The organism is Bremerella cremea, from assembly GCF_003335505.1.
Lineage (GTDB): Bacteria > Planctomycetota > Planctomycetia > Pirellulales > Pirellulaceae > Bremerella > Bremerella cremea_A.
The window spans coordinates 257,737-269,375 of record NZ_QPEX01000046.1 but is presented as its reverse complement, the minus strand read 5'-3'; the positions used below and the strand labels follow the sequence as shown (position 1 = coordinate 269,375).

11 protein-coding genes are annotated in these 11,639 nt (G+C 54.5%); 6 read left to right on the top strand and 5 right to left on the bottom strand.

Features of this window, described 5'->3' with window-relative positions:
• The first annotated feature begins 64 nt into the window (after positions 1-64).
• Positions 65-1,120: a dihydrodipicolinate synthase family protein gene (locus DTL42_RS24890; protein WP_114373436.1), complete on the top strand. Its 1,056-nt coding sequence runs from the start codon at positions 65-67 to the stop codon at positions 1,118-1,120.
• Between the two features lie 7 nt (positions 1,121-1,127).
• On the opposite strand, the gene DTL42_RS24885 is transcribed toward DTL42_RS24890, so the two are convergent.
• On the bottom strand, positions 1,128-1,892 hold the full coding sequence (locus tag DTL42_RS24885; RefSeq protein ID WP_114373434.1) for an MBL fold metallo-hydrolase: 765 nt from the start codon (positions 1,890-1,892) through the stop codon (positions 1,128-1,130).
• A 318-nt stretch (positions 1,893-2,210) separates the two neighbouring features.
• On the opposite strand from DTL42_RS24885, the gene DTL42_RS24880 reads away from it, so the two are divergent.
• Positions 2,211-3,854: an FAD-dependent oxidoreductase gene (locus DTL42_RS24880; RefSeq protein ID WP_158545543.1), complete on the top strand. Its 1,644-nt coding sequence runs from the start codon at positions 2,211-2,213 to the stop codon at positions 3,852-3,854.
• 33 nt (positions 3,855-3,887) lie between these two features.
• On the opposite strand, the gene DTL42_RS24875 is transcribed toward DTL42_RS24880, so the two are convergent.
• The 4 genes from DTL42_RS24875 to DTL42_RS24860 all read right to left on the bottom strand — a co-directional run bounded on the left by DTL42_RS24875 (position 3,888) and on the right by DTL42_RS24860 (position 6,687).
• Positions 3,888-4,175: a type II toxin-antitoxin system RelE/ParE family toxin gene (locus DTL42_RS24875; protein WP_114373430.1), complete on the bottom strand. Its 288-nt coding sequence runs from the start codon at positions 4,173-4,175 to the stop codon at positions 3,888-3,890.
• Between the two features lie 47 nt (positions 4,176-4,222).
• On the bottom strand, positions 4,223-4,453 hold the full coding sequence (locus tag DTL42_RS24870; protein ID WP_114373428.1) for a ribbon-helix-helix domain-containing protein: 231 nt from the start codon (positions 4,451-4,453) through the stop codon (positions 4,223-4,225).
• Between the two features lie 94 nt (positions 4,454-4,547).
• The gene (locus DTL42_RS24865; protein WP_114373426.1) at positions 4,548-5,996 is read right to left on the bottom strand and encodes an MATE family efflux transporter; all 1,449 of its coding nucleotides are present in this window, start codon (positions 5,994-5,996) and stop codon (positions 4,548-4,550) included.
• A gap of 133 nt (positions 5,997-6,129) precedes the next feature.
• Entirely contained in the window at positions 6,130-6,687 is a 558-nt protein-coding gene (locus tag DTL42_RS24860) for a peroxiredoxin-like family protein (RefSeq protein ID WP_114373424.1), read from the bottom strand.
• A gap of 842 nt (positions 6,688-7,529) precedes the next feature.
• On the opposite strand from DTL42_RS24860, the gene argB reads away from it, so the two are divergent.
• The 4 genes from argB (at position 7,530) to rph (ending at position 11,630) form a co-directional block, all read left to right on the top strand.
• Positions 7,530-8,408 carry an acetylglutamate kinase gene (gene argB, locus DTL42_RS24855; protein WP_114373422.1) on the top strand — a complete coding sequence of 293 codons (879 nt, stop codon included), beginning with the start codon at positions 7,530-7,532 and terminating at the stop codon, positions 8,406-8,408.
• An 87-nt stretch (positions 8,409-8,495) separates the two neighbouring features.
• Positions 8,496-9,725 (top strand): aspartate aminotransferase family protein, encoded by a 1,230-nt coding sequence (locus DTL42_RS24850; protein WP_114373420.1) that lies wholly within the window; start codon positions 8,496-8,498, stop codon positions 9,723-9,725.
• Positions 9,726-9,783: 58 nt separating this feature from the next.
• Positions 9,784-10,719, top strand: coding sequence for an ornithine carbamoyltransferase (gene argF, locus DTL42_RS24845; protein WP_114373417.1), 936 nt, complete (start codon positions 9,784-9,786; stop codon positions 10,717-10,719).
• Between the two features lie 191 nt (positions 10,720-10,910).
• A complete protein-coding gene (gene rph, locus DTL42_RS24840; protein ID WP_114373414.1) occupies positions 10,911-11,630 on the top strand; it encodes a ribonuclease PH in 720 nt (239 codons plus the stop codon).
• Positions 11,631-11,639: the final 9 nt, after the last annotated feature.

The following is an 11,639-nucleotide window of genomic DNA, read 5'->3' as shown; positions in this document are numbered from 1 at the left end:
CAGATGTCCTAAGCTAGGGTAAGGCCTTTTCGCGACTCCCCCTAGCTTTCCTCAGAGCGTCATCATGAACGAAGTTGCCCGTAAGATCCTCAGCGATCCGATCGAGAACTACCCGCAAGCCACCGTGGCCTGTTTCGATCCGACTTGCGGCGACTTGCCTCGGCGGAAGCTGGACGAGCCGCGGCTGGTTAGCTATCTGCAGCGGTTGGCGGAAGCAGGGGCGGAAGCCGTCTTGCTGGCCGCTTCGACCGGACAAGGACATCTGCGTACGGTTGAAGAGCTAGAACGCTGGTTCGAGGTGGCCGCCCAGGCTCAAGCAGGCAATCTGATTCGCATGGCTTTGCTCCGCCCCGAAGATGGCTTGGAAGCGAATCGGCGACTGGTTGATTTGCTGCAAGGGAACGGTTACCCGGTCGTCTTTGTCCGGCCAGGCACGAATCTGCCGGCGCATGCTACGGATAATCAAATCGCTGAAAATATGCGTCCCCTGATCGAGATGATCTCGGCTGCTGGACTGGCTGCTGGTGTCTATTCGATTCCCGATGTCAGTGGTGTTCGTTTGCCGGTGGCGGCTACCGAAAAGTTGCTCGATCTGCCGGGGGGCGAGGCGATTGTGGCGGCGAAAATCACCGAGGCCGACTATCTGTCCAGCACGCGAGAGTATCTGCTCAGCCCGCGTTTGGCGAAGCTGAAGATCGTGCAAGGGTGGGATCCGCACTTGGCTCAGGCTCTCATGGAAGGGCCTCGTTCCAACATCGAGAACAAGCAGCGCGTCGGCATCACTTCAGGGCCGATGTCGTTTGCCGTGTACCAATACTTGTACATGCTGGAAGCGGCCGACGAGCATGATTGGCACGAATTAGAGCTTTCGCAGAAGGCCGTTACCGCGCTATTCGAGGCGATGCAGGACGACCCCACCAAGTTCGCTGATCTGCAGCGAGCCAAGTTTATCATGGGGTTAGGGCTACCACTCACTTCTAGCCTCGAGCACGACAAGATCGAGCGAGTCTTTCACGCGTTAGAGCACCTACCGAGAAAGTCAGATCGAGAACGCTTAGCTAAGAGCTTAGATCTTATGCAATACGGACCGTACCACGAGCGGCTAGCCGCGTTGTATTAGCGGACAGCTAGAATTCGTAAACCTTATCGCGACAGGCAATTTCCAAATTGGGAAGGTTCAGCGCCTTGAGTTCCTCGATAATCGATTCATGATAGGCGGGCTTCAAGTGGGCCGCGATCAGGCGGACATCGCTGGGGATTTGCGCGACCATACGCTGAAATTGGCCTGGCGTGTTGTGCCTGCTACGCTCGGCGAGCCACTGCATTTGGTTGGGGAAACTAGCATCCAGAAAGATGCCTTTTAAATTGGGAATAGCTGTCGCAATCGATTCAAACTCGACAAACGGAGCCGTGTCCCAAGCCATCAGGACGCTGCTTTGCTCGGTTTGAATAATATACCCCAGCGTAGGGACGAGATGTTCTAGCGGAATGGGGGTGAGCTTGTAGTTGCCAATCGGAACGGGACGATGGGCATCGAGGATGTGTTTGCGATAGAAAACTAAGTCGTCCGTGGCGATTCGGTTCAAGTCAGGCCAAATCCGATCGTTGAACAAGTCTTGCTCAAGCGCTTGCCAGGTTGCTTCTCCGGCGTAAAGATGAGGGCATTGCGGGCCTGGCTGAAAGATGTTGTCCAAAAAAATAGGCAATCCGCCGACATGGTCAATGTGCGAATGGGTCAGAAAGACGTGTTCGACCTGCCGCTGAGCTGCGATCGAGCCAAGGTAAGGGAGGCCGCCGGTGTCGATTGCGATATGGTCGTCGATCAGCATCGAGACCGTAAATTGCAGCGGGCTGGCAGAATCGACCGCAGGCATCAGAAGGCGAATTTTCATGCAAGTTTCCGGTGAAGACTGCCGGCCAAGGAGGGGCACAACAGAAAAGGTGGGGTAAGCTTTCCCAGAAGTGAAGGTATGGACGTCTGCGCACGTAATCTAAAATTGATCCAAGCGTATTATCACCGAATTGCGGAGCTTCCGTTGGTTGCCCTTGTTCGATTGGTAACGCAATCCTCAATAGAGAACCTACTTTAAAAAGCCAAGGTAGGCGAGGCAAGAAGCGAAATCGATCCGCATGGCGAAAACGGCTACAATGGGTAGCACGATGATCGGAGTTTTCGTTTTCAGCGGTTTTGACCTGGCATGGAAATGGCGATGGAAAAACAACGCATAGTAATTCTCGGCGGCGGATTTGGTGGCGTTTATACAGCAAGCGAGCTGATGCGACGCATTAATCGGATTTCCAAGCACGAGGCCGACATCGAAGTTGTCCTGGTCAGCGAAGAGAATTACATCACGTTTCAACCCCTGTTACCGGAAGTGGTTTCTGGGGCTGTTGAACAGCTGCACGTGATTAGCCCGATCCGGCGAATCGCCCCTGGTGTAGTTCTGTATGTACGTCATATCGAAAAGATCGACGTTGAAAACAAAACCATCCAACTCGCTCCGGGCCGCGTCCCCAGAACTGAGACGCTGAAGTACGATCACTTGGTGATCGCGCTGGGCAACACGTTGGCCCATGGGATGGTGCCTGGTTTGTACGAGCATGCGATCCCGTTCAAGTATCTGGGAGATGCGCTCCGTTTACGAAACCATGTGGTGCAAATGTTGGAAGAGGCCAGTGTTTGCCACGACCCTGAAGAACGTCAGCGGCTGCTTACCTTCACGGTGGCCGGTGGTGGTTTTTCTGGGGTGGAATGCATTGCGGAAATGGAAGACTTCCTTCGCAAGGCAGTCCGGGCGTTTCCCAACATCAGCGAAACCGATCTGCGATTGATTTTGGTTCAAAGTGCCGATCGTATTCTGCCTGAGATGAAAGAGAATCTTGCCAATTACGCCGATAAGCTGTTGCGTAAGCGTGGCATTCAGATCGTGCTCGACCATCGCTTGCACGAGGTCTCGGCGGATCGCGCTATCGTAATGAACAAGGCTAACAAGGAGTTGGAAGTGATCGGTTCGCGGACCGTGGTTGCCACGGTACCAACCGAGCCGCATGGGGTTATACAAAACACCCCGCTGAAGTGTGAAAAAGGTCGAATTGTCGTCTCGGATGAGTTGGAATCACCCAGCCACCCAGGCGTTTGGAGTTTAGGCGACTGTGCGGCGGTTCCCAGTGGCGAAGGTTACACCAGCCCGCCCACAGCACAGTATGCCGTCCGCCAGGCGACGATTTGTGCCGAGAACATTTTGGCGACCATCCGCAATCAACCGCGTCGTCATTTCAAGTTCGCCGGGCTGGGCAAGCTCGCTTCGCTTGGTGGCCGCCGGGCCATCGCGGAAGTGTTTGGCTTCACCTTCTCTGGCTTCTTTGCCTGGATTATGTGGCGGGTAATTTACGTCGAAAAGATGCCAGGCCTCGACCGCAAAGTTCGCGTGTTCATCGACTGGATGAAAGATATCTTCCTGCCGCGCGACATCACTCAGTTGAATGTCTACGACGAACAGCAAGTTCGCCGCGAACACCTGGCCGCCGGACAAACGTTGTTTCATCAAGGCGATTTCGGCGATCGCTTGTACTTTGTCGTCGATGGCGAAGTCGAAGTCGAGGTCGATGGAAAGGTCGTGGCGACCACAGGCAAGGGGGATGTCATCGGCGAGATGGCCCTGCTCGCTCACAAGGGACGCAGTGCGACGGTTCGCGCGGTTAAGCCGACCGATTTGGTGAGCCTATCGAGTGACGCGTTTGATCAAATCATCAAATACGTTCCCGGTGCTGCCGACGCAATGAATAAAATTCACCAAGAGCGGATCGAAAAAGTACATGCCGATCAAGCAGCAAATGGCGCGGCGACGGAGTAGGCTGGTGAGAAAAAAGAGGCCGTAGATTGTTGATCAATAAAGCTGCTGTGTATCTTGATCGCCTGTCAGAACACGCAAGATTTCAACGCTATTGTTCGCCTTGCGGAAGTATATGACGTACCTTTTAAAAAAGGTGCATCTGATACCATGACCGAGGTCAGAGCGAGCATCACCAATCTCAGGTGATTGGGCTAAAAGATAGAACTTCGCACAAATGTCATTTAACCATTTTAATGCGGCATCGGATTTATCACGTGCGATATAAGAAACGATCTGATCAAGATCTTCTTCTGCCTGATACGTAAGCGTCGGCTTTGTCATTGAGTAGCGATCGGCAAGAGTCAGGTGCCGTTACGTGTTTCGCTTTTTTATTCACCTAATTCATGTCGGGCTCGGATTTCAGAAATCACCTCATCCACAGGCCGTAGTCTACCGGCATCAGCATCATCAACGCCCTTTTGAACTTCCAGGCGAAGTGCTTCTCTGCGTTCGAGAAGATTTATCGCATCAATCATTGCTTGATTGATGGATGGGTATCTACCTTCGGACACAAGGTGTTCCAAAAACTCTTGGTGGTCATGTGAAAGCTCGATCTGCATGCTCTAAGATCCGAAAGGGTGTTTCGAGTGATGACAACGCATTGCTTTAATTATCTACGTGCGGCTAAGGGAAGCAAGTGAATTCAAAAGGCAGTCAAACCTCAATCCGCTTCCAAGCTCCGTGCCAGTATCGGCCCAAGATAAGTGCTGCGCGGACCAGCGTGTCGATCAGCATCGCCAGCCACGCGCCGGTGAGTCCCCAGTTCATGCCTGGCAAGATGTAGTTGGTGCCAGGGATGGTGAACTCTTTCCACGATAGCCAGTAGGCGAACGGGACACGAATCAAGAGGAAGCCGATGATCGTGATAAGCAGCGGCCAGGTCGTGTCTCCGGCTCCGCGCAAGGCTCCATTGATAACCGAGAACATCGCCAGAAATGGCAAGCACAAAGCCATGATGCCAACGATCTTGACGACCGCTTGCCCAGTGGCAAAGGACTCGGCCGTTTCGCTCGGAAAGCCCAGGAAGAATCCGGCCAGCCATGGGCCTTGGGTTGCCACAATCATCGCGTAAGCTGAGAGCATCGTCACGCAGATCGTCAGCGAAACAAGCGTGGCTCGTTTCGCCCGTTGGGGATTCTTCGCCCCAAGATGTTGTCCGGTGAGTGCAGACGCCGCAACGGAAAAAGCCCATGCGGAAAGGTAGCCTGGCGATTCAATTCGTAAAGCCAGCCCATGCGCCGCAGCTTGCGTTGTGCCCAGGCTGTTGATGATGCTCAGGTACCAAAGATGGCAAACCAACACCATGGCATCGTTTGCTCCGCCTGGCAAGCCAATGCTAAGCAATCGTTTCATCAGTGGGAAATTGGGCCACATCCCGCGCCAACGCACCTTCAAATGGGAGCGGCCATGAAACAAGATCGCTAGTAGCAACAGTCCACCGACAAGGTGTGAGACCGAAGTGCCGATCGCAATGCCGCTCCAACCGAGTTGAGGAATGGGTCCCCAGCCTATCGCCAGCGCGGCGCTGATGCTGATGTTCAGCACGTTGACGACCGTCATCACAAGCAGCCCGGTGACCGTATCGCCGGCGCCATGCAAACAGGCAGTCGTGACGGCAATCATCATGAAGCCCGGAATGGCCGGAATCAGAATGTAGAGATACTCGAGCGCCATGTCATACGCTTCCCCGTGCAACTGCATGGCGCCGATATAGTTGGGGGCTAGAAACCAAAAGGCGACGGTGGTGATCACTGAAAAGAACAAGCCAAGGGCAATTGCTTGTTCGGTTGCGAGTTCCGCTTCTTCCCAGTTGTCGGCGCCAATACGACGGGCCACAACAGCAGTCGCCCCGATGCCAACCGAGGCACAAATGACGAAGATCATCCAGCAGCTATACGCCATTAAACTGACGGCCGCCATCGCCGGAACAGAGTTCGCTTCCGATAAGACGTTTCCTGCCAGCCAAGTATCGACCATGCCGACACAGAATTCTAAAAACTGCTCGGCTAACGAGGGCGCTGCGATCGTCATCACGGCGCGCAGGTCCCCTTTTGACGTGATGGATGCTCGTGGCGCAGTCTTTTTGGCCTGCGTCGTGGACATGCAAGGGGCTTTCGTACGAATGGGCGCAAGATGGAAAACGCTGGATTATAAACCGAGAAGCGAGAAGTTGGGTGTGGGGTTGGCTACAGAGGGGCCGGAAACTTGCTCCGCTTCGAGAGGAAGCGAATGCTGCCTAGGCATCGGCAATCGGTGAAAGCGTATCGGCGGCAACGACGATTTCATCGATGTTAGGGAAATCGACCGAAGAGGCAGGGCGGAACGACCACACGATTTGGCCGTTGGTATCGATCAAGTAGCTGCCGCCTAATTGCATGAGATCGCCCCGAGGACACCCCATACCGCTGCGTGAGAGGGCCTTTAGCCCTTCCCACCAGAGCTGCGGCCCGGCAACTTGCCAGACGTTGCCTCGGGGGACATTGAACGCGCGGTAAACGATTTGATCGGGGTCGCCATAAACAGGGTAGGTGAGTTTTAAGCGATCGCGAAACTCTTGGGCTTCTGGAGCACCTCCCATAATCACTAAGGCAACATCAAGTCCGTGTCGCTTGAGCATCTCGTAATGCTTGAGAAGCTGTTTGGCGTGATCAATGCAGAAGACACAGCCCATGTGGCGAGAGAATTGCAGCAAGACAGGCCGAAATCGATAGAGCTGGGCGACCGTTACCTTCTGCCCATCTGCGGCAACTAGCTCTCCTTTTGGGGCGGGCGCGGCAGGATAGTATTCGTGCATCGGACTAACGCCTAGTGATGGTGGGCGATGATTTCAGGCCAAGTTCGTAAAGGTAGCGAAGTTTTGCCTCATCATCTCTTCTAATTTTACTACGTTGCTACGACACCTGACAGAATTGGAAGCAATCGAGGGGGACTCTGCTGGTTTCCGCCGATAAATGATCCCTTCAACCGGTCTTTCTCGTTTCCATCTCCAGTCGAACATTGTCTGAGATAGGTGATCAGGATTAGGCAAATGGGCATTCTAGGTGATTTGCTGTCGAGAGAACTTGTTGCAGGATTTCGGTTTGATGTCGAAGCGTAAGCCTCTAATGGGAAAGAGGTTACTGAAATTGTTTCATCATGCTTCCTGGCAAGGAAACGGCCTCAGGAAAGGTGGCGTCCGATTGCAAAGCGAGGGGAAGGCTCTGTAGTTGTGCCCGCAAACGCTCAGGCTTGATGAAAAAGGCATGATCTCGGTGGTGATTAAGGGAGATTGCGGCTTTCCGGCAGCCAGATCGCCCTGAGGACAGTTAGTGCGAGTTAGAAGCTCTGGTGATTCTGCAGTGCGCGTTTGTATCTCCTGCGATTGCATTGGCAGCGATGTTCGATCTGTGGTGAAGCTTCGTTCTTCTTTATCCCGTAGATCAATCTTTAACCAGCTCTTCATCTACTATGGCTTTAAGTCGAAATCGGAGCGGCTTTTGCGTTGACAGACAGATTTGCCGAACCGTAAAATGTTGGGTTTTCCTGGACCTTGGGCCCTCGACTAGGGTTTTTCAGTTCGAGTCGCTTCCGCAGTTGCCCCGAAGGTTCGTCCTGGTACGCCCCTGTGGAGTTCGCTCCAGCGAGAGAGAGCAATCATTGAGAGATGCCATTGAAAAAGCGGACGTCCTGATCGAAGCCTTGGGATGGATCCGCCGCTTCCGCAATAAAGTTACGGTCATCAAGTTGGGCGGAAGCGTCATGGAAAATCCAGACGCGCTGCGCCACTGCCTGATTGATATTGTCTTCATGGAAACGGTCGGCATGCGTCCGGTCGTTATTCATGGTGGGGGTGCTGCAATCAGTCGCGCCATGGCCGAAGCCAAGATCGAACCTCACTTCATCCAAGGTCGCCGTTATACGGACGATGCGACCTTGAAGATCGTCGAGGAAGTTTTGGCCGGTAAAGTGTGTCGCCACATCACGCAAGAGATCGAAGACATTGGCGGCCGCGCGATGAGCTTGAATCTCGATCCCCAGTGTGTGCTGTTTGGCGAACGCATGACCTTGCCTGGCGAAAACGGCGAAGAGATCGACCTGGGGCACGTGGGCACCGTAACGGAAGTCGATCGTGCCACGATCGAAAACCTGTGCTATGCCGGTCAGGTGCCGATCATCCCCAGCATGTGCATCGACAAAGCGACCGAGCAAAAGCTAAATGTCAACGCCGACACCGCCGCCAATGCCGTGGCCGAGGCGCTGGGAGCAGAGAAGCTGGTCTTTTTGTCCGACGTTAATGGTGTTCGCCTCGACAAGGACGACCCCAACACGCTGGTTCATTCATTGAACCGCGAAAAAGCCCGCGAGATGATCAAGACCGGCCAAATCGCTTCCGGCATGATTCCCAAAGTGGAAGCGTGTCTGGAAACGCTCGAGCGTGGTGTCAGCAAGATCCACATCATCGATGGCCGCTTGCGTCACTCGTTACTTTTGGAAATTTACACCAATACCGGGGTGGGAACGGAAATCGTGCTTTAAGCGAAATTCCCCGCGAACCTTCGCCCTGGTTGCTGCTGTCCTTTGACTTTCTCATTCCGGGAAAGAAGTGGTTTAGGAGAACGTGCGATGTCGACGACTGATGCTTCCGCCGGACAAGAGCAACTCAGCTCTGCGGACACCGTCCAGCTTTTTCAAAAGTACGTTGTCCCTAACTACATTCGTTACCCGGTGAATCTGGTTCGCGGTGAAGGTTCGAAAATCTGGGATGCGGAAGGAAACGAGTATCTCGACTTGTTTCCTGGCTGGGGCTGCAACCTGCTGGGGCATTGCCCCGAGATGGTCGTGCAGGCCGTGCAGGATCAAGTAGCCAAGCTGATTCATGTGCCCAACTCGTGGCACATGGATGTCCAGGGACAGTGGGCTAAGCTGCTTTCCGATCGAAGTTTTGGTGGTCAAGCGTTCTTTTGCAACAGCGGTGCCGAAGCAAACGAAGCCGCTATCAAGCTGGCTCGGCTGCACACGCCGGACGAAAAGTACAAGATCATCACTTTCTTGGGTGGTTTTCATGGGCGAACCTATGGAGCCGTGACCGCCACCGCTCAGCCCAAGTATCACCTGGGGATTGGCCCGATGATGGCTGGCTTCACCTATGCCCCGCACGGCGATTTAGAAGCGGTGCGCGATTTGGTGGATGAGCATACCTGTGCGATCATGATCGAGCCAATCCAAGGGGAAGGTGGCGTGAAGCTGCCGCCCGAAGGTTTTCTGGCTGGGCTGCGCAAGATCGCCGACGAGAACAACTTGTTGTTGATCTTCGACGAAGTGCAAACCGGTTGCGGTCGAACAGGCGAATGGTTCGGTTACCAGCACTTTGGTGTTCAGCCTGATATTATGACGTTGGCCAAAAGCCTCTGCGGTGGAATCGCTGGCGGGGCGTTGCTGACAACGCCTGAGATTGCCGCCAGCATGAAGCCTGGCATGCATGCTGCAACCTTTGGTGGCAACCCCATTGCCGCCCGAGCCGGGATCGCCGCGATCGAGCAGATCGAACGAGATGGCCTGCTAGAAAAGGCCAAGGTCGTCAGCGAAATCTTCCGCGAGCGGCTGAACGCCCTGAAAGAAGAATGCGATCTGATTCAGGACGTACGCATCGCTGGTTTGATGATCGGTCTAGAGCTTTCCGTTGAAGGAGCTCCCGTGGTAAAAGCCTGTCTCGAAAAACACCTTCTCATCAACTGCACTCAAGGTCGTGTGATTCGCCTTCTTCCGGCGATGAACATCAGCGAGGAAGAGGTCCACCACGGGTGCGACATCCTGGCCGACGTGCTGAAAAATCTGCCAACTTCGGCAGAGTAACCTCCCCTTATCCTCAAAGGGCCAACGCGCCCGTCATTCCATTCGTGAGATCGTTTCCATGCGACATTTCTTGAGCCTATTTGACGTTTCCGATGACGAACTAAAGCGAATCTTCGAACTTGCCAATCAACTCAAAGCTCGTTTGAAATCGGACGTCCGCGAGCCTATCTTGCAAGGCAAAGTGGCTGGGCTGTTGTTTGAGAAACCTTCGCTGCGAACACGAGTGAGCTTTGAAGCGGGGATGGCCCAGCTAGGCGGCAGCAGCCTGTTTCTGGGGGAAGACGTTGGCTGGGGCAAACGCGAAGCGCCGCAAGATTTCAGCCGCGTGATTGGCCAATATCTAGACGTGATTGTCTGCCGGGCCAAGTCGCACGAAAAGGTCGAAACGTTGGCCAAGTATGCCAGCAGTGTGATCATCAACGGTCTGACCGACTTGTGCCACCCCTGCCAAGCACTGGCCGATTTGATGACCATCGAGGAAGAGTTTGGCACGCTGGCCGGCAAGAAGCTGACCTTCATAGGCGATGGCAACAACGTTTCGCGCAGCTTGGCGTTGGCATGTGCCAAAACAGGCATGACGTTTTCGATTGCGGCACCAAAGGGTTACGAGATTGAACCTGAGTTCCTCGCACGAATCGAGAAGCATGCCCCTGGGGCCAAGATCGAGCAAACCAGCGACCCTGTCGAAGCGGTCAGCGGCGCGTGTGCAATTTATACCGACGTCTGGGCCAGCATGGGACAGGAAGCAGAGCAAGCCAAACGCGAAGCGGACTTCGCCGATTTCCAGGTGAACGGCAAGTTGATGCGTGCCGCTGAGAAAGGGGCCATCTTCTTGCACTGCTTGCCAGCCAAGCGGGGCCAGGAAGTGACCGACGAAGTGATGGACTGCCCGACTAGCCGCATTGTCGAACAGGCCGGCAACCGCATGCACGCCCAAAAGGGTTTGCTCGTCTGGCTGCTAACCGAAGCGGTCGATAAGATCTCGGTAGGATAAATACACTCTTTTCCTACCAAGAGGGCAGAGAGGGAGTTGCCACATACCGGATATGGCATAAATCAACATCGTGTGCCCCGGGCATCTTGCCCGGGGCACACGAATTTTTTTCGACCGACAAGCCTTTTGATCTCTGTGGCAAGGTCTCTGCTCTCTCACTCACAACTTCGATTCCACACCAAGGAACCCTCATGGCACGTCACGATGGTCGCACTGCGGCACAGCTTCGTCCTTTGAAGATCAAACGCCGCTACACCAAGAACGCTGCTGGAAGTGTGCTGATTCAAGCAGGCACCACCACCGTGTTGTGTACGGCCAGCGTCGAATCGTCTGTGCCGCCGTGGCTTAAAGGAAGCGAAAAAGGCTGGGTTACGGCCGAGTACAACATGCTGCCCGGCAGCACGCCCACGCGGAAGTCGCGGAAGGTGGATGGCCGCACGACTGAGATTCAGCGGCTGATTGGCCGCAGCCTGCGGGCGGTAGTCGATTTGGAAGCGTTGGGCGAACAGATGATCACGGTCGACTGCGATGTGCTAGATGCCGACGGTGGCACGCGTACGGCCAGCATTACCGGTGCGTTTGTGGCGTTGGTCGACGCGATCAACACCATCGAACTGCCGGACCCCAAACGCTCGATCTTTAAAGACAGCCTGGCCGCAATCAGCGTTGGCATTGTCAACGGATCGCCTGTCTTGGACCTGGACTACGTCGAAGACTTTGCCGCGACGGTCGATATGAACGTGGTGATGACCGGTAGCGGTAAGTTCATCGAGATCCAAGGAACCGGCGAAGAAGCCACCTTCAGCGAAGACGAACTTGGCAAGCTACTAAAACTCGCCAAGTCCGGCATCAAAGAGCTAACCGAGCACCAGAAAAAAGCCCTCGGCAAGAAGTGGCCTCAGGTTGCTTAAGAGGATTCT